Raw genomic sequence first — 18324 nt, 5'->3', positions numbered from 1 at the left:
CGAAGGAGAACCCGTTGACCGCGGCCCCGTACGACGACCCGTCCCAGCGACCCGCCCTCACCGTGCTGGGAGCCGGAGTGATGGGCGTCGGCATCACCGTCCTCGCCCTCGGACACGGCCTGCCGGTCCACCTGGTCGACATCGACCGGGAACGGCTAGACAGAGCCGAGGACCTGATCGACGGCGAACTCCGGTTGGCCGAGCTGATGGGCGCCCTGCCCGCCGGGACGCCCCTCGGAACCCTGGCCACCGACACCTCGCTCAAGGCCGTCGCCGGAGCCAGGGCCGTCGTCGAGGCGGTCACCGAGAACGCCGCGATCAAGGCCGCCGTGCTGTCCGAGGTCTCCGGACTGGTCCGGCCCGGAACCCTGCTGATCACCAACACCTCCTCCATCCCCGTCGACGAACTGGCCGGGGCCCTGGAACGGCCGGAAGAACTGGTCGGCACCCACTTCATGAACCCGCCATATCTGATCGGAACCGCCGAAGTGGTCCGCGGCGCCAGGACCGGGGACCCCGCGATGGCCGCCGTGGCGGCCCTGCTCACGGCACTGAGGCGGCGGGCGGTGGTCGTCCGGGACGCACCCGGCTTCGTGACCAGCCGCATCCTGCACCCGATGATCAACGACGCGGCCCGCGTCGTGGAGGAGGGCACGGCGACAGCCGAGGACGTCGACGCTCTGATGCAGGGCTGCCTAGGACACCCCACCGGCCCGCTGCGCACCGCGGACCTGATCGGCATCGACAATCTCGTCGACTCCCTCACCGTGCTCCACGAACGCACCGGCGACGACGGCTGCCGTCCCACCGAACTGCTGCTCCGGCTGGTCCGCGAGGGCCGACTGGGCCGTAAGTCCGGACGCGGCTTCTACGACTACACCTGATCACCCCGACGAGGAGACGGTCATGACCACAGCGAACACGCCCAACACCCACGACCTGGAGAAGGAACTGCTGGAATTCCTGGAAGGACGCACCGGAACCGCCTGGGACGCCGATACCGACCTGTTCGACACCGGCGGCCTGTCGTCCCTGTTCGCCATGCAGGTGGTGGTGCACCTGGAGAAGACCTACGCCATCGCCGTCCGCGGCGCGGACCTGCGACTGGACAACTTCCGCACCGTACGGCGGATGGCGGAGCTGGTGGACCGGCTCCAGGTGCCCACCGCCGGGGGCCGGCATGGGTGAGGACCTGAGCGGCGCCATGACCTCCGTCACCCTTCGGGTCGGAGACCTGGCGGGGGAGTGGGACCGGACCGGCCTCATCCCGCTGGACCTGCTCCGCGACCTGGGCGCCGAGGGCCGGCTGTGCGCCGAAATCCCGGAGCAGTACGGCGGCTGGGGGCTCAGCAGCATGCACAGCGGCGCGTACACCGCCCACGTGGGCGGCCTGTGCAGCTCGCTGCGCAGCGTGATGACCTCCCAGGGCATGGCGGCATGGACCATCCAACGCCTGGGCACCGCCGAGCAGTCGGCCGCCCATCTCCCCCGGCTGACCGGCGGCGGACTGGCGGCGGTCGGCTTCAGCGAGCCCGGCGCCGGCAGCGACCTCTCGGCGATGACGACGACCGTCCGCCGCGACGGCGACGCGGTCGTCGTCGACGGACACAAGAAGTGGGTGACCGCCGCCCACTACGCCGACCTGCTGGTCGTCGTCGGCCGCTACGAGGACGGCGCGGTGGCCGTCGTGGTGCCCACCGGCACGCCCGGCGTCAGGATCGAGCGGATCGCCGCCCCGCTCGGCTGCCGTGCGGCCGGACACGCGGACGTACATCTCGACGGGGTGCGGCTGCCGGCCGACAGCGTCCTGGGCGGTCACGGGCTGCCGACCGCCCTGCTGGTGACGACCGCGCTGGCCTACGGGCGGATGTCCGTCGCCTGGGGGTGCGTGGGCATCCTGCGGGCCTGTCTGGCTGCGGCCACCGCGCACGCCGCCGGACGGGAGCAGTTCGGCAGACCGCTCGCGGAGCACCAGCTCGTCGCCGGGCACATCGCCGACATCTACACGGCCGAGCAGGTGGCCGCGCGGGTCTGCGAGCACGCCAGCCGCTGCTGGGACGAAGGGTCGCCGGACCAGGTGGTGGCGACCGTACTGGCCAAGCACGTCGGCGCGACGCAGGCCGCCCGGGGCGCGGCGACCGCCGTCCAGGTACTGGCCTCGGCCGGGTCGCGGGACGGGCACGCGGTGGCCCGGGCGTACCGGGACGCCAAGCTCATGGAGATCATCGAGGGCAGCAGCGAGCTGTGCCGGCTGATGCTGGCCCAGCACGCCCTCTCCGCCCCGGGGGCACCGTGAGCGGGCCCGCGGCCGACGAGACGAGGAAGGACGACATGGCCGAGACCGTCAAGTGCCTGGTCTGGGACCTGGACGACACCCTCTGGCAGGGCACCCTGCTGGAGGACGGCGAGGTGCACCTGCCGGACGAGGTGCGCAAGGTGGTGATCGAGCTCGACTCCCGCGGCATCCTCCAGTCCATCGCCAGCCGCAACGACCACGAGCACGCCTGGGCCCGGCTGGAGGCATTCGGCGTGGCCGAGTACTTCGTCCTGCCGGAGATCGGGTGGGGCGCCAAGTCCCAGTCGGTGCGCCGGATCGGCGACCGGCTGAACTTCGCGCTCACGACCATCGCCTTCGTCGACGACCGGCCCGCCGAACGGGCCGAAGTGGCCTTCCACCTGCCCGACGTACGGTGCTACCCGGCCGAGCAGGTCCTCGCCCTCCCCGAACTCGCCGAGTTCACCCCGGCGACCAGTACCGTCGACTCCCGGCGGCGCCGCCGGATGTACCAGGCGGGCTTCCGCCGCGAGGCCGAGCGGGCCGCCGCCCCCGGCCCCGACGAGGAGTTCCTGCGCTCCCTGGACCTGCGGATGCGTATCGGCCGGGCCACCGGCGAGGAGCTCTCCCGGGTCGAGGAACTCACCCTGCGCACCAGCCAGATGAACGCGACCGGGGTCCACTACCCGGACGCGGTGCTGCGCGGCCTGATCACCGACCCCCGGCACGAGGTCCTGGTGGTCACCCTCACCGACCGGTTCGGCCCGCACGGCGCGGTCGGCGTCCTGCTCCTGGAGCGGCACCCGGGCCTGTGGCACCTCAAGCTGCTCGCCACCTCCTGCCGGGTCGTCGCCTACGGCGCCGGCGCGACCCTGCTGAACTGGCTGGCCGACGCAGCCGCCCGGTCCGGAGTCCACCTGGTGGCGGACTTCCGGGCGACCGAACGCAACCGGATGATGGAGATCGCCTACCGGTTCGCGGGCTTCGAGGGCCTGGACGAAACCCCGTGCCCGTGCGCCGCCGTCCTCGCACCGGCTCCGGAGAGCACCGGACTCCAGCGCCTCCACCTGGTGCCCGGCCCGCGCGTGGTGTCCACCGTCATGAGCGTGGACGCACCCGACCTGAGCATGCCGGAAGGGGGCCCGGGAACGTCGTGACCGCCGCGGCGGCCGGTGCTCCCGGGCTCCGGCCCCCCACCCTCAGCGCTTGCGGACGAGGGTGATCCCGTCGGCCATCACCAGCAGTGACTGCTCCACCCGAGGGTCCTTGTGCAACACCAGGTTCAGAGCCCGGACCCCGGCGGTCTCCGGGTCCACGGCGGCCGGATCGGCGACCCGGCCGAAGAAGAGGGTGTTGTCGACCACGATCAGACCGCCGGCGCGCAGCAGCGCCAGCGACGTCTCGTAGTAACCAACGTAGTTGGCCTTGTCCGCGTCGATGAACACCAGGTCGAAGCTCTCCGGCCCGCGCTCCGCCAGCAGTGCGTCCAGGGTCGCGGCGGCATCGCCGATCCGCAGGTCGATCCGCGAGTCGACCCCGTCCCGCTTCCAGAAGTCGGCGCCGATGGCCGGCCACCGGTCGTCGATGTCGCAGGACACCAGCACGCCGTCGGCCGGGAGCGCGCGGGCCATGCACAGGGTGCTGTAGCCGGTGAAGGTGCCGATCTCCAGCACTGCCCGCGCCCCCGTCAATCCGACCAGCAGAGCGAGCAGTTGGCCCTCCTCCGCCATCACCTGCATGGCGGTCCCGCCCGGTAGGTCCGCGGTGGTCTCCCGCAGCTCCCTGAGGAGATCGTCGTCACGGAGGGAGACCTTCCGGACGTAGGCGAGAAGGTCGTGGGTCGCTGCTGTCTGGTCGGCCATGGCGCGAGGGTCCTCTCGAAGGAGATCGGGTCGAAGGGAATCGGGTCGAAAAGGATCGGGGCGAGGGGGACAGGGCCGCCGGGTACCCGGCACCGGGACGGTCACCCGGCGCGCATGTACGGGTGACCGTGCTGCCGTACGGCGACTGCCTGCGCCCGCTCGCGGGCGTACGCCCGCAGCAGCGCGTCCAGTTGGTAGTGGCCCGCCGTCGGCGCACCCAGCAGGTTCGCCTCGACCAGAGAGTCCAGGGCCTCCTCGGCCTGTGCCTCGGAACAGCCGGTCATCACTGCGACCCTGCTGCTGGAGACCGAACACGCTCCGGCGGCTCCCAGTGCGGTGAACACCTCGGCCGGGTCGACCCCGGCCGGCGCCGTCCGTTGGAGCCCGGCGTGGTCGGCGTCGAGGCAGGGCCGCACACCGAGGTCGCCCGCGCACAGTTCGTCCAGCAGCCGCGGGGCCTCCGTGAGCCGCCGGGCGAAATGCCCGATGCTCCAGTGCGGGCGCTCCAGCAGCCGGGTCCCCGCGATGCGGATCGCCAGCGGCAGGCCCGCGCAGACCGTCAGCACCGTACGGGCCGCACGCGGTTCGACACCGATCCTGGCCGGGCCGACGATGCTGCCCAGCAGTTCCAGCGACCCGGCCTTGTCCAGCGGGCTGATCTGGAGGGTGCGCGCCCCCTCCAGATCAGCCAGCCGCCGTCTGCTGGTCACCAGCAGCCTGCTGCTGCCGCTGCCCGGTATCAATGGCCGCACCTGCGCGGTGCTGGAGGCGTTGTCGAGTACCACCAGCAGACGGCGGCCCGCGGTGAGCGAGCGGTAGAGGCTCTCCCGTTCCGACTCCTCCTCGGGTATCTCACCCCGGGGCACACCGAGGTCCGCCAGAAACCGCGGCAGCACCGCCCGGGAGGTCAGCGGGCGCTCCGCTCCGCCGAGATCCGCATAGAGCTGGCCGTGCGTCGAGGAACCGCGCACGGCGTGCGCCGCGTGCAGGGCCAAGGCGCTCTTGCCGACACCGCCCCGGCCGGTCACCACTGCCGTCGCCACCATGCCCGCGGGCATCGTGCCGTTCGTGAGGAAGCGCTGCACCCGCGCCAGCGCATCGGAGCGGGCCGACAGCGGCAGCGGCACCGAGGGAAGCTGCGCCGGACTAGGCCAGCAGGACCTTTCCCAGGCAGCGGCCGGCGCCGGTGCGACGGCCGACTCCGGGGCCTTCGCGGGGTGCTCCAGCGGGTCAGGCGTACGAGGCCGGTCGCGGGCCGAGAGGATGTGCCGGTGGACCTCGCACAGATCGGCGCTCGGCTCGGCGCCGAGCTGTTCGACGAGCAGCGTCCGGGTGCGCCGGTAGAGATCCAGGGCCTCCGACTGCCGGCCCGAGCGGAACAGCGCAAGCATCAGCTTGCCCACCAGGGCCTCCCGTAAGGGGTGCTTCCGCACCAGCCGCACCAGCTCCGGCACGACCTTGGCGTGCCGGAGCAGCGCCAGCTCCGCGTCGAACCGCAGCTCCATGGTCTGCAGGCGGAGCTCCTGGAGATAGCGGCCCTCCACATCGCGCAACGTCCGCGACGGGATGTCCGCCAAAGGCTCCTCGCGCCACAGGGCGAGTGCCTCGGCCAGCTCGGCGGAGGAGCTCTCCAGGTCTCCGCGCTCGGCCAGCTCCGCCGCGCGCCGGCGGTGGGCCGTGAACTGTCCGAGATCGCTCTCTTGCTCGCCGAGTTCGAGGAGGTAGCCGGGGGCCCGGGTGAGGATGCGGGCGGAGGCGTGCTCGCCCAGGGACTGCCGCAGGCGCATCACGTAGGTGCGGACGGTCGCGGCGGCACTCGGCGGCGGGGCGCCGTCCCAGACGTACTCGGCGATCCGGTCGACCGAGATCACCCGGTTGGCGTTGAGGAGGAGCGCTGCCATGACCACGCGCTGCCTCGGCGCCGACACGTGCACCTCACGCGCGTTCAACCGGACGGAAAGCGGGCCCAGCAACAGAAAGTTCACGGGAGTCCTCTTCATCGCACGACCGGTGGGCAAGACTGCTTCCAGCGTCTTGGGTGACCATGTAGGGGTCAACGCGGTCCTGTCGTATCTAGATGTATTCCTAGAGCGCAGGTCTTGCGCTCATGCCGGGTTTACGCTGCGCGGCACCACAACGGCGGTCAGGCCGGGTCAGGACCAGGCCGCCCGTCACGGCCCAGCGGCCCGTGAAACCGCTCACCACCGCACCGTCGTCGGCCCGGTGACCCGGCACCATCAGCGTGGCCGGGAACACCCCCGTGCGGGATCCAGCCGCACGAATGCGTCGAGGATGTCCAACGGCCGCCCCGTCAGAGGGAACCACAGGTCTTCGATCACCGGCCGGCGCCCGTCACCGCTGCTCCCCGGACGGGAAGCCCTCGCGCAGCAGCGGATCAGGCTTGCCCCACCACTTCCACTCGCGCGGATACCCGAGGGACACCTCTTGATGCCGCACCCCGGCCGCGCGGATGGTCCGCGGAATGTGCAGGTGCCCGTAGACCACGGCGGAGGCCAGTCCGCGCTCGCGCTGTGGTGCGGGGCCACAGCGCGAACTCCGGATGACGCAGCACCTCTGTCGGCTCCTTGATCAGGGGAAATGGTTCACCAGCAGGCGTCGGCAACGCCGGATCGCAGGCGGCCTGGCGCGCCTGGGTACGGGCGACCCGCGCGCGGCACCAGTCGGCCCGCGTCGGATAGGGGTCCGGGTGCAGCAGGAACTCCTCGCTGCACACCACGCCGGCGGCCCCCGCGAGGGCCGGCGCCGTCCCCGCGTCCACCACCCCGGGCGGCCGGAAGCTGTAGTCGTACAGGAGGAATGCTCTCCGGACGCGTGACATGGAGATCGCTGACGGCGTACAGCCTTGCCATGAGGTGTCCTCGGCTCCTCGGCCGGATTCGCGGTGCGAGGTCCGGCTGCCGCGACCGTTGCTGCTGAGCCGGAGCCAAGTAGATCCCACAGGATCGCTCCGCACCGCAACGTTCTCGCCATTCACCGAAGAAACAGCCGAAATTGAACCCGGACATGCGTGGCCGGATGTGCCCCGATGCAGACTTGCTGAAATTCAGAGGGACATGGCAGGCTGCCATATGCGGTGCCCGTGACTCGCCGATCATCGCCGATCGGCGCTCCCCGTATTAGCGCGTACCAGCCGACCCACCGGTGCGGAGGGTGTCACACGTGATCACCGCACCCCGCCCATCGGCACTGCGTGGATTCCGAGAAAGGAATGAAAGGCCGATATGACCTCGCTCTCTTTGGACAGCGACCTGTGGTGCCGTCGTTTCCATCCCTCGCCGACGGCCACGCGCCGACTGGTCTGCTTTCCGCACGCCGGCGGATCGGCGAGTTTCTACTTTCCGGTATCCGCCGCACTCCGCGGCCCGGTCGACCTCCTGGCCGTGCAGTACCCCGGGAGGCAGGACCGCCGGGAGGAACCTGGTGTCCAGGACCTGCACCGCTTGGCCGACGAAGTATTCGAAGCGCTGCGCCGCTGGGACGACCTCCCTCTGACTCTCTTCGGGCACAGCATGGGCGCGCTCGTCGCCTTCGAGGTGGCCCGGCGGATCGAGCGCGGGGGAGGCCGGATGGACCACCTCTTCGTCTCGGGCCGCAAGGGGCCGTCCGCGGACCGGCCTGAGTTCTCCCACCCACTTGACGACGAGGGCATCGTGGCCGAGGTCAGGGCCATGAGCGGCACCGACGCCCGGCTTCTGGAGGACGAGGAACTGCTGCGGATGGTGCTGCCCGTGCTGCGCGCCGACTACCGGGCCCTGGGGGGCTACCGGGCCGACCGCGACGCCACGGTCACCTGCCCGGTCACCGCTGTGGTGGGGGACCAGGACCCCTGGACACCTGTCCCCGAGGCCGCGCACTGGCGCGACCGCACCACGGCCGCGTTCGACCTCAAGGTCTTCCCCGGCGGGCACTTCTACCTCAGTAGCCGGGCGAACGAGGTGACCGGCATGCTCCGTGACCACCTCGCCGGCACACCGCGCACCTGAGACCACGGACGACAGAGAAGGGGGACCGGGAAGTGACACCGTCAGCGACCTCTGAGGAGATCAAGCCCGCGCAGCGGCCGCCGAGGTCGAAACCCGCCGGCGACGCCGGTCCGGCGGGCGGGGGCCCGTCCGGCGGCGCGTGCGTCCGGCGGCTGACCGCCGTGGATGTCCGCATCCTGGAAGGTGTCGCGGTCGGCACCTCGACCCTCCGGCTGGCGGCATCGCTCTATCTGAGCCCGCAGGGCATCGAGTACCGCATCGGGCTGATGATGCGCCATTTCCAGGCCGCGAACCGGCCTGCTCTGGTCTCCCGGGCGCACTCCCTCGGTGTGCTGAGCGTCGGGGCATGGCCACCCCGCGTCCTCCCGGAATTCCTTGAGTCCTAGAAGAGGGCGGGGTGCACTGTTCGGAAGAGGGCAGGGCGTACTGTTCCTCGATCTCCCTCCGTGAGATCCCTCCCGGAGGGAGTGTCGAAAAAGTCCCTTCCGAAGGCGGAAAACAGACTCCGTCGGCATGGCTTCGGAGATTTTCCCAGGCCTGGATATCATATCGATATCGCGCCAAGAGACGAGTTCTCGAATGTCCGGCCGAACTCCGGATTCTGCGCAGTGTGTTGTCAGGCTTACTTCCGCCGCACTACGCTCGGTCCGCACCACCGCCCCCTCCTTTCACACCAATTCACAGGAGCTGTCATGAGTCTGGGGTACCTGTTCGGCGGCGGCGTCGGGACCGAGCCGCACGGCTTGGAGCTCTACCGGACCTACGAGGTCGTGCAGGGCTGGTACGAACAGGTCTCCGCGTGGACCGGGCTGACGGTCGGACAGATACTGGAGGAAGACCTTCCGACCGCCCGGGAGGAGCGCCAGAGCGTCGGCACCATCCGCGAAGCCGCCCTCGCGATCGGCGTACACGACGTACTCGCCTCGTTCAACCTGCGCCCCGCGGCCATCGGCGGCCTCAGCCTCGGCGCGATGACCGCCAGCTGCCTCGCCGGATCGCTGGGGCGACGGGAGCTGTTCGAGATGCTGGCCGGCTCCCGCGACAGCCCGGAACCGCCCGCCGAAGACCCGCAGCAGGGAATAGCCATCGCCTTCGGCTCGCTCGCCGAAGGCGCCCCCTCCCACCCCGGCGAGGGCGTCCCCGGTATCTACCTGGCGGGCGACTTCGGCCCCACGGCCGACGGCACCCAGCGCATCATGATGCTCGCCGGCCACATCGAAGCACTCGGCGTGCTCGCCGCCGAGGTCCCACCGGGAACGGTCGTCCCGCTCCCCGGACGCACCATTGCCGTCCATACCCCGCTGCGTCGGCCCTACCGCGACTTCATGGCCCCGAGGATCGATGCGATCCCCTTCACCGACCCCGAGATCCCCCTGCTGTCCTGCCTGGAGCCCAAGGTCCTGCGCACCGCAGCCGATGTCAGGGACCTCTTCCAGCGCAACTCCACAGACCCGATCAGCCTGGTCGACGTCTATGGCGGGATGAAGGAGCAGGGTGTACAACTCGGGCTGGTGATGGGCCCCTCGATACCCGAGGGCATCCTCGCGTTTCCCTTCCCGGTGGTGCACATCGAGCAGCCCGAGCACATCGAACAGGCCCTGAACACCGCCTACGACCTCGGCATCGACCTCTCCGGCGCCTCGGCCCTGTCGTGACCGCCGCCACCCGCGCCGACCCCGACGCCCAGATCGCGCGATGGCTGGACACCGACCTCGACGAGTGGACCCGCACCGTGGTCCGACGGCACTTCGACCCGGTGTCCGGAAGCCCCTACTGGCTCGGGCAGGCTCCCCGGCTGGACTTCGACCCCCGCGACATCACCCGCTACGACCAGCTCGGAGCCTTCGGTCCGTTCCCGCTCGACCGGCTGCGCGAGGAAGACCCCGGAGACCTCGTCCCGCTGTCGGCGCCCAGGCCGCTCGCCGGACGGATCTGGGACAGCGGAGGCACCACCGGAACCCCCTGCCGGGCGTTCTACACCCCAGACATGCTGCTGCACAGGGCGCTCTGGCGCCGCTGGTCCTTCGTACGGGAAGGATTCGCACCGGGCCGCACCTGGCTGCAGGCGACCCCCACCGGACCGCACCTGATCGGGAACGGAGTCCGGGAGGTCTCCGAACTCCACGCCGGTCAGGTGTACGCCGTGGACATGGACCCCCGGTGGGTCAAGCGCCTCATCCGGGCGGGACGCCTGGCCGAGGTCGGCGACTACACCACCCACCTGCTGGAGCAGATCACCGACGTCCTCAAGCAGGGCCGGGTCCACTACCTCAACACCACCCCGGCCCTCTTCCAGGCCCTCCGCCAGCGCCGGCCCGAACTGGTCGCCGCCCTGGACGGCGTACGCCTGAGCGGCACCCAGATCAGCGCCGACATGTACCGGACCTTCACCACCGCCCTGCAGGGCGGGATCTGCGGACTGACCTACGGCAACACCTTCGGCAACGCGGCCTGCCTGGACATCGAGCACGACGGCGAGTTGATCAGCTACGTTCCGAACTATCCCCAGGTCACCATGGCGGTGGTCGACAAGGGCGACCTCTCGACCCCGGTCGACCCCGGCACGTTCGGCCGGGTCCAACTCACTGTCCTCCACGAGGACCTCTTCCTCCCCAACATCCTGGAACGCGACCAGGCCCTCCGCCATCCGACCGACCACTGGCCCACCGACGGCGTCGCCAACGTCCGCCCCCTCCAGACCACCAATTCGTCCCCCGAGGGCCTCTACTGACCCGTCACCCCTGGGCAACGGCACGTTACCGGGGGCATCCGACCAGGGCTGTCGGCGAGTGTCCCGGGGGCGGAGGTCCCCCGGTCAGGAGACCTTTGCCGGTGGAAACGGGGAGGAGGGCGCGATGACACAACGAAGAAGGTCAGTGCGGTAGCGACCCTCCTGCGCGGCAAGACCCCCTGGTACGAACCGCCCGGCGGCACGGCTGGCCTGACCGTCCCCGACAAGACCGTTCGCGGCTCGCTCGAGGCGCTGCGGCTCGTGTGGGGCTGGAGCTTCACGTGACCTTTCCCGGCCAAGATGTCCGGCCTCGACTCCTCGACCAGGAGCGCCCGGGCCGTCGTCAACGGAAGCTCCCCGACCGAAGGATTCCTGTTCCACGGGCCAAGGGCCCTTCGCTCACGTCTTGGCCCCGGTCGTCGGTGCCTGGCGGGTGTCCCCCTTGCGCCCCTGTGGTCGGGCGAGCTGTCCCCGAGGTCCGTCCATACGCCGCTGCCCCATACGCTTGCGCCGGGCGACTCCTGGCTCGACCGGCGCTCACAGGATCTGTGCCTGTTCGATCCTGGCTTCACGCCCGACCTGCTCACGAACCAGGTTCAGGCGAACATGGGGGCTACGTCGTACAGGTGACCCGCGCTCAACTCGACGTCGAGCTGCGCAGCTTCAAGCTCCCCAACACCTGCCGTGCGATCGTCACTGACCGCGCGGCCTACCTCACCTTCTACAGCAGCTCCAGCCACGGCGGGAACTTGCCCCTCTCTCCACGCCCAGCCCCCCGGCCTCCGTACTCGATAGCCCTCCAGTCGTTCGACGCAGCATGGCGAACAGTCCTTAGCCCATTCCACACCCTGACATTCACCGCCCCGATGTCAGGGGCAGTTCGGCCAGGAGGAGTACGGAGTGAGGGCCGGCATCGGTGATCCCACCGCCGCGCCGCCCAGTACGGCACCGCTCCATTGTCCTGTCGCAGTCCGTGCCCAGCCCGGTACCGAACCCGCGACGGACGGCGCGCAGGGGCTGCGCGGCGCCGCTGCGGGCCCCGCCACAGGTGCGGCGGAGGCAACCCCAACCGCTTGCGGTCGTCGCGCCCGGCCTCGGGGGTCCTCCTCGTCCTTGGACTCCCGGCCGAGCCTGATGGCGAGTGAATTCACCTCGCTCACAGCGGCGCCGAGCGGCATGATGAGGCTCTCTGTGGGCAGAGGCCACCGACATCTCGGACAGAGCCGCACCACGGCTTCGCCGAAGGGGACGTCGATCTGGTTCACGGAGGCGGCTGCCGCAGCGTGCGGCACTCAGGGCTTCCGTGGAGCTTGGCCTTGCCTGTCGCCGAGACGTGGCAGGTGATGAGGATGTCCCGGGTCGACCCCAGGGGAACCTCAGGTGTAAAGAGGGAACCGAACATGACATGGCAAAGCTCATCGCGAGTCGAGGACCCGTCGGCAGGTTCGGAGCGAAGGGCACACCACCCGCGTCCTCGTGGTCCCCGTCCGGCCGTGGCTGGTCCGGCGGAGCGGGTTTGCAGGGTTCTGGTGCCCATCCTTTGCCGGGGCAGCTTCGAATCACTCGCGCTAAGCCGATAATCGGGGCACCCGAAGCCTCGTACAGGGCGGATGAGGTGAGCGAAGGCCTGAGGGCCGCACGATGGGGCAATAACACGACGACGGCACGTGCCGCGGACGCGCGGCTCGACAAGCACCTGCCGGCGGATCACCGTCTGAGCCGCCTCTATCGCGCCCGGGCCGGAATCTTCGGAGCTTTCCTCATTGCCTTAGATGCCGTTGGCCTGATGCGCCGGATCGACTTCTTCAGCACCGGAGGTGACAAGGTCATCGGTCTAGCGCCCCCGGTGCACAGGCACGCCCGCCTAAAGACTCGCAGGGATCACGTCAACGTGTTGATTCCAGGAAAGCCGTTAGTAACGTACGTGCACGAGCAAGCGAAGAATGTGGATCATGGCGGTCGAACCATGTCCAGCGGTTCGCGGTGGCGGTAACCGTGTTGCGCACTGCACCATCGTGGGGAAGCCAGATGTGAATCGGACCCGAGGAGCTATGGTGCTACAAGCCGATCCCAGAATCCTGCGCGAGCTGGTCAACCGCTACGATAATTTGCAGCGTCTTGACGCATCCTATTTGGACTGCACGGTCAGGCCCGGGACTGAAGGCACGCTCTACACGCTATGCGTGCTGACCGGTATTCGCGACGAGTCGAAGGCCCTGGCTTCCGCCCGTAGCTTGCTCGCGGCCTCCGACCTGCCTCCGAAGCCCTCGGGCAGCACGTCGGCCTGAAGGAGCCGACGGGTGACCCGGACTCGCACGCGACCGGCCCACGCCTCCTCGATGACCACAGGTCGGGGCCGGTCGACACCTGTCTCTGATGCTGCTGCTGCGAGCCGCGCGTACCCGGTCGCGTGTTCGGGATCGGCGCTCGGAGACCCGGGGGCGGCGACCGCCGTCGAGCACGGCACGCCTCACCTCGGCGCCCGTACCACCCGCCGAATCCGACATACCGGCTCACTGCGCCCGCTCATTTCGCGCTTGATGCGAGAATTTCGTGCGCCCGCGTGCGCCGGTGGTAGATAGTCAATTCTTTCGACGTATTGTTATCTACTTTCGAGCGTGCACGCCCAAGAGTGAATTCAGCCGAATTCTTGGCGGTCGGCTTGCCATACGGGTGAATCACTCCACGCCGGATCCCGGACGGAGACTCCCCTTCACTCATGCGCCAACTCGCCTTCCACTGCGCGGCATTGGCATGAGAGCTAGAACGTTTCGCGAAAGACATTCGGGTCGGCCCTTACACCTCGGATCCCGCGCGGACGAGCACGCAAAGCAGTGATTGCACCACACGACAACACAGCCATAGCGTGGCCGCGGTGACGTTTCACGATGCGGACGGGAACACGTCCCCGGACATCGATGGGGCCGATGGGCACAGCAAGCCCTCCGAGCCGCCTCAAAGAAACGCGCCACCACAAATCCGCGGTCCCGCCACGAGCCTGACCGCCTCCCTCCTTCAGGAGCGGCACACCATGACCGACACAACCAACGCCCTGACCGGCTGGTCTCCCGAGGCCGTCGTCTTCGACTGCGACGGCACCTTGATGGACAACGAAAGCCACTGGCAGGACGCACGCAACCAGGTCTTCCGGGACTTCGGTATCCATCCCGCGCCGGGTTTCGCCGAACGGGCCAAGGGTGTCCATTACATCGACTGCGGCCGGCTGATGGCCCGGGAGGCGGACAAGCCCAAGCTGGCAGCGGAAATGACCGACTCGCTGCTGCGCCACTTCATGATTCGGGTCGCCAAGGACCCGGTCACGATGCCCGGTGCCGCCGACTTCGTCCGCCGGCTCTCCGGCCGCCTGCCCCTCGCCGTGGCGAGTAACTGTCCTTTGCGGGCGGTGGAGTCGAGCCTCGACAGGGCCGGTCTGCTTGGCCACTTCGAGCACGTTGTGGTCCCGAGCGAAGAGAGCCCCGGAGACGGGAACGGCAAGCCCGTACGCCCGAAGCCCTGGCCGGACGTCTACGCGACGGCAGCCCGCCTCTGCGGTGCCGCACCTGAGCGGGCCCTCGCTGTCGAGGACTCGATGACGGGAATCGAGTCGGCCCTGCGGGCCGGGCTGCGCGTGGTCGGGGTGGGCCCCCGCCCGCGGCCCGAGGATGCGGCCCGGGCCGACCTGTGGGTGCCGGTCCTGAACGCTCCCGCTCTGTCGGCCTGGGTGGAGTCCTGGGCGGCCCGCGGGGCGCGGGAGTAGGCCGGCAGCCCCTCAGTCCAGCCGGGTGCTGAGATCCTCCACGACTGCTCGGGCGGAGGCGAAGAGCAGTCCGATGCCCACTGCGCCCGGATCGGGAACGCCTTCGGCGCGTCTGCCGAGGTAGCTGGAGCGTCCCATCCGGGCGCGCAGGCGCGCGGTCCCGGATACGCCGGCCCAGGCGGCGTCGGCGGCCCGGGCCAGGGCTTCTGCCGGCGGGGTGTCCGCCGGGGCGGTCCGGAGGGCCTCGGCCGCCGGGCCCAGTGCGTCGACGAGGGTCTTGTCGCCGGGCGCTGCGTCCCCCACTCGGCGGATGGCCGCCAGTCCCTCCGCCGCTCCGGCTGCGAGAGCGGGCGTGGTGGCGCCCTCGGCGCCGGCCACGGCGACGGCCAGCGCCTGGAACAACAGGCCGAACAGCGGCCCGCTGGTGCCGCCGACCTCGTCCAGGAAGGCGGTGGCCGCGGCGTGCAGAGGTGCGGCGGGGTTGCTGCGGGATGCGGGGTCCGCGTCGAGATGCCGAAGGGTGGAGTGTGCTCCGGTGCTGAGGTTGATGCCGAAGTCGCCGTCGCCCACTTCTTGGTCCAATGAGGTGAGGCGGTCCTTCGCGGTGTGGGCGGACTGCGCGAACCTGCGGATCCAGGCGTCGGTGGAGAACGCGTCGGGGGGCGTGCTGGTCGTCATGGGTGCCTCCCGTGCTCGGGGGAACTGTGTCGGGGACGGCCGTGTGCTGCCGCCTCACCAGTGCAGTGCGGCGGTGCGCACGGGTGCGTCGTACAGGCGCAGGATCTGGTGGTCGGCGGCGAGCAGGGTGATGGAGAAGCCGCGCATGTCCAGGGAGGTGATGTACTCGCCGACGAGGGAACGGGCAAGTTCGATGCCGCGGTCGTCGAGCAGGTCGCCGAGCTCGGCGTGGACCGCGTACAGCTCCAGTGGGGTGACGGCCCCGAGGCCGTTGACCAGGGCGATGAGGGAGGACTCGCGGGCCGGGGAGAGTGCTTCCAGGAGCGCTAGGGCCATGCGCTCGACGAGAGGGCCGAGGGGCCCACGGGGGATGGTCTTCGGGGCGCGCTCGCCGTGGATGCCGACGCCGTACTCCAGTTCCTCCGGATCGAGGAAGAAAGCGGGCCTGCCGGTCGTGGGCGAGGTGTGGGCGGCTGAGGCGACGGCCAGGGTGCGACAGCTCGCGGCGAGACGGGCGCCGAGCTCCTGAAGTTCCTGGAGACCGAGGCCGGTATCGGCCGCCGCCCCGAGTATCTTCTCGATCAGGACGGTGCCGCCCGTGCCCCGGCGGCCGGCGGCGATGTCCTCGGAGTCGGTGGCGAGGTCGTCGTCGACCAGGACGCGGGCACAGGGGATATCGCGGTGGGCGAGCCTTTCGGCGGCGATACCGAAGTTGATCCGGTCGCCGGTGTAGTTCTTCACGATGTGCAGCACGCCCTGGGACCGGGCGGCAGCGAGGGATCCTTCGTACACCTGCCGGTTGTGCGGTGAGGCGAAGACGAGCCCCGGGCAGGCGACGTCCAGCATGCCCCGCCCGACGTATCCGGCGTGCAGGGGTTCGTGCCCCGACCCTCCACCCGAGAGGAGGCCGACCCTTCGTGTGGGGGCCGGGTCGCGGGCCAGGAGGAAACCGTGGCCGGGGTCGAGTGTGAGCAGATCCGCGTGGGCACGGGCGAAGCCCCGCAGGGCGTCCGGCACCAGGGTGTCGTCACCGTTCTCAAAATACGATGCCATCCAGGTCCTCCGTCGTCGAGGGCCGCGAGCGGCTGGGCCGGTCCCCTCCCGCCGAGGTGATTTACATGCTGCGTCCCCGGCCATCACAGGGCAATTCGTAGGACAGTCGGTCATTCATTCGTACGCCCCTCGCATAATCGCTGATCGCGAGCGATTCACCCACACCAGCGTTCGTCCGCGGACCTCCGCGACCCGCCGCAGGCCGGGGCTTCCCCGAACAATGCGGACGATCGTGGGCGTGTGCAGCCCCGGCCGGAACGTGGCAGGTCCGGTACGGCGAGTATGCCGGGGTGAATGCCGGTGGAGCCTGCCCGGCATCGGGGCAGCCGCCCATTCTGATGGTGGCATGACTCTTGATCGGCCGATGTACCGCGTGAAGCGGCGGCTCCTTGGACGGGCGCTCACCACTGAACGTGTCAGTGAGGAGAAGCTGAGCAACCGGACGGCGCTCGGTGTGCTCGCGTCCGACTGCATCAGTTCGTCGGCCTACGGCTCCGAACAGATGCTCCGGGTCCTCGTGCCGGTGGTCGGCGCAGCCGCCTTCACTCCGGTCGTGCCGGTGACCGGTGCGATCCTGCTGGTACTGCTGCTTCTGACGATCTCCTACAGCGATGTCGTCACGATCTACACCCGGGCCGGTGGTTCCTACGTGGTCGCCCGGGAGAACTTCGGGCCGAACGTCGCGCAGGTCGCCGCCGTGGCGCTGCTGGTCGACTACGTCGTCACCGTCGCCGTCCAGGTGTCGGCCGGCACGAACGCGCTGATCTCCCTCGCCCATCTGGTCGGCAACGGCTGGACAGGGCTGGACCATCTCCAGCTCCCGTTCTCCGTGCTGGTGATCGTGCTGCTCGCCTACGGGAATCTGCGCGGAGTCCGCGAGGCCGGCCGCATGTTCGCGCTGCCCGCCTACCTCTTCATCGCCGCGATGGGCCTGGTCTTCCTCGTCGCGGCGGTACGCGCACTGACAGGCGAGCTGCCGCACCGACCTGACCGCTCCAGGGGTGGTGCCCCTCGGAGCATCGAGCGACGGCTGGCTCTACGGGGCGTCGCTCTTCATCGTGCTGCGTTCCCTCGCCAACGGCGGCTCGTCGCTCACCGGGCTCGAAGCGATCTCGAACGGCATCTCCGCCTTCCGCGAACCGCAGGGCCGCAACGCCCGGCGCACCCTCATCACCATGAGCTGCGTGCTCGCCGTCCTGCTCCTGGGCGTCTCCGTCCTCGCGCACTTCACCCACGCCGTCCCGTACACCGACGGGACCCCGACCGTCATCGCACAGGAAGCACGGCTCGCCTTCGGAAACGGGACGGTGGGGACGATCGGGCTGGTCTTCGTCCAGCTGGCGACCGCCCTGGTCCTCTACACCGGTGCCAACACCCCCTTCACCGGATTCCCGTACCTGGCGAGCTTCGTCGCACAGGACCGGTTCCTGCCACGTGTGCTCACCCGGCGCGGGCACCGGCTGGCCTTCTCCAGCGGCATCATCACCCTCTCCGCTCTCTCACTCGCCATCCTTCTCGTCACGGGCGCCAGCGTGGACAGGCTCGTGGCCCTTTACGCGATCGGCGTGTTCACCGCCTTCACCATGGCCGGGGCCGGCCTCACCGCCTACCACCTGCGCAGGCATGAACCACGGCGCCGACTGAAGATCACAGTCAACGCACTCGCGGCGATCGTCTCTCCGCCGCCGTCGTGCTGATCTTCGCCGTCACGAAGTTCACCGAAGGCGCCTGGCTGGTCGTCATCGTCTTCCCGCTCGGAGTCTGGGGACTGATCCGCATCAACCGCGAATACCGGCGCGAGGCCGCCGCCCTGGAACGACTGCCCGCAGGCGCGGACCGGCCGCGTACCCGCCGCCATCAGGTATTCGTCCCAGGGCCTGTCTTCAAAGGGTCATATCCACATTAGGAGTGACGCGATGGTGAGTGCTGCTTCGTAGGATTCGCGGGTTTTGTCGTAGCGGGTG

At 69.8% G+C, this 18324-nt stretch carries 15 protein-coding genes and 1 pseudogene; 11 read left to right on the top strand and 5 right to left on the bottom strand.

Going from position 1 to position 18324, the window contains the following annotated elements:
• The first annotated feature begins 14 nt into the window (after positions 1-14).
• Genes ACIRJT_RS38215 through ACIRJT_RS38200 form a run of 4 tightly spaced genes read left to right on the top strand, consistent with a single transcriptional unit; the run spans position 15 to position 3432 of the window.
• Positions 15-884 carry a 3-hydroxyacyl-CoA dehydrogenase family protein gene (locus ACIRJT_RS38215; RefSeq protein WP_403919082.1) on the top strand — a complete coding sequence of 290 codons (870 nt, stop codon included), beginning with the start codon at positions 15-17 and terminating at the stop codon, positions 882-884.
• Between the two features lie 22 nt (positions 885-906).
• A complete protein-coding gene (locus tag ACIRJT_RS38210; protein ID WP_403919079.1) occupies positions 907-1188 on the top strand; it encodes an acyl carrier protein in 282 nt (93 codons plus the stop codon).
• Complete coding sequence (locus tag ACIRJT_RS38205) at positions 1181-2296, top strand: acyl-CoA dehydrogenase family protein (RefSeq protein ID WP_403919078.1); 1116 nt, start codon at positions 1181-1183, stop codon at positions 2294-2296. The genes ACIRJT_RS38210 and ACIRJT_RS38205 overlap by 8 nt, the downstream gene beginning before the upstream one ends.
• Positions 2297-2331: 35 nt before the next feature.
• Positions 2332-3432 carry an HAD-IIIC family phosphatase gene (locus tag ACIRJT_RS38200; protein WP_403919076.1) on the top strand — a complete coding sequence of 367 codons (1101 nt, stop codon included), beginning with the start codon at positions 2332-2334 and terminating at the stop codon, positions 3430-3432.
• A gap of 42 nt (positions 3433-3474) precedes the next feature.
• On the opposite strand, the gene ACIRJT_RS38195 is transcribed toward ACIRJT_RS38200, so the two are convergent.
• The 3 genes from ACIRJT_RS38195 to ACIRJT_RS38185 form a co-directional block, all read right to left on the bottom strand.
• Positions 3475-4137 carry an O-methyltransferase gene (locus tag ACIRJT_RS38195; RefSeq protein ID WP_403919074.1) on the bottom strand — a complete coding sequence of 221 codons (663 nt, stop codon included), beginning with the start codon at positions 4135-4137 and terminating at the stop codon, positions 3475-3477.
• A 101-nt stretch (positions 4138-4238) separates the two neighbouring features.
• Positions 4239-6137: a BTAD domain-containing putative transcriptional regulator gene (locus ACIRJT_RS38190; protein WP_403919071.1), complete on the bottom strand. Its 1899-nt coding sequence runs from the start codon at positions 6135-6137 to the stop codon at positions 4239-4241.
• A 352-nt stretch (positions 6138-6489) separates the two neighbouring features.
• On the bottom strand, positions 6490-6642 hold the full coding sequence (locus ACIRJT_RS38185; RefSeq protein ID WP_371627556.1) for a hypothetical protein: 153 nt from the start codon (positions 6640-6642) through the stop codon (positions 6490-6492).
• A gap of 737 nt (positions 6643-7379) precedes the next feature.
• On the opposite strand from ACIRJT_RS38185, the gene ACIRJT_RS38180 reads away from it, so the two are divergent.
• From ACIRJT_RS38180 to ACIRJT_RS38155, 6 genes are all read left to right on the top strand, one after another.
• The gene (locus ACIRJT_RS38180) at positions 7380-8141 is read left to right on the top strand and encodes a thioesterase II family protein (protein WP_403919069.1); all 762 of its coding nucleotides are present in this window, start codon (positions 7380-7382) and stop codon (positions 8139-8141) included.
• Between the two features lie 32 nt (positions 8142-8173).
• The gene (locus ACIRJT_RS38175; RefSeq protein ID WP_403919067.1) at positions 8174-8527 is read left to right on the top strand and encodes a helix-turn-helix transcriptional regulator; all 354 of its coding nucleotides are present in this window, start codon (positions 8174-8176) and stop codon (positions 8525-8527) included.
• Positions 8528-8833: 306 nt separating this feature from the next.
• Complete coding sequence (locus ACIRJT_RS38170) at positions 8834-9796, top strand: ACP S-malonyltransferase (RefSeq protein ID WP_403919065.1); 963 nt, start codon at positions 8834-8836, stop codon at positions 9794-9796.
• The gene (locus tag ACIRJT_RS38165; RefSeq protein ID WP_403919062.1) at positions 9793-10872 is read left to right on the top strand and encodes an arylcarboxylate reductase; all 1080 of its coding nucleotides are present in this window, start codon (positions 9793-9795) and stop codon (positions 10870-10872) included. The genes ACIRJT_RS38170 and ACIRJT_RS38165 overlap by 4 nt, the downstream gene beginning before the upstream one ends.
• Positions 10873-12923: 2051 nt before the next feature.
• The gene (locus ACIRJT_RS38160) at positions 12924-13160 is read left to right on the top strand and encodes a DUF5133 domain-containing protein (protein WP_360780745.1); all 237 of its coding nucleotides are present in this window, start codon (positions 12924-12926) and stop codon (positions 13158-13160) included.
• Positions 13161-13903: 743 nt separating this feature from the next.
• Positions 13904-14629, top strand: coding sequence for an HAD family hydrolase (locus tag ACIRJT_RS38155; protein WP_403919060.1), 726 nt, complete (start codon positions 13904-13906; stop codon positions 14627-14629).
• Between the two features lie 12 nt (positions 14630-14641).
• Here the strand turns inward: ACIRJT_RS38155 and dhaL are convergent, their stop codons facing one another.
• Together dhaL and ACIRJT_RS38145 are read right to left on the bottom strand one after the other, a co-directional pair.
• Positions 14642-15307 (bottom strand): dihydroxyacetone kinase subunit DhaL, encoded by a 666-nt coding sequence (dhaL, locus tag ACIRJT_RS38150; protein WP_403919057.1) that lies wholly within the window; start codon positions 15305-15307, stop codon positions 14642-14644.
• A gap of 54 nt (positions 15308-15361) precedes the next feature.
• Positions 15362-16360 carry a dihydroxyacetone kinase subunit DhaK gene (locus ACIRJT_RS38145; protein WP_403919052.1) on the bottom strand — a complete coding sequence of 333 codons (999 nt, stop codon included), beginning with the start codon at positions 16358-16360 and terminating at the stop codon, positions 15362-15364.
• A 346-nt stretch (positions 16361-16706) separates the two neighbouring features.
• Here ACIRJT_RS38145 and ACIRJT_RS38140 point away from each other — a divergent pair.
• Positions 16707-18230 (top strand): annotated as a pseudogene (locus ACIRJT_RS38140) (APC family permease); the annotation flags it as partial.
• Positions 18231-18324: the final 94 nt, after the last annotated feature.

Origin of the sequence: Streptomyces sp. NPDC102283 (assembly GCF_044766265.1) — a bacterium.
Lineage (GTDB): Bacteria > Actinomycetota > Actinomycetes > Streptomycetales > Streptomycetaceae > Streptomyces.
This window is presented reverse-complemented; position numbering and strand designations above follow the sequence as displayed.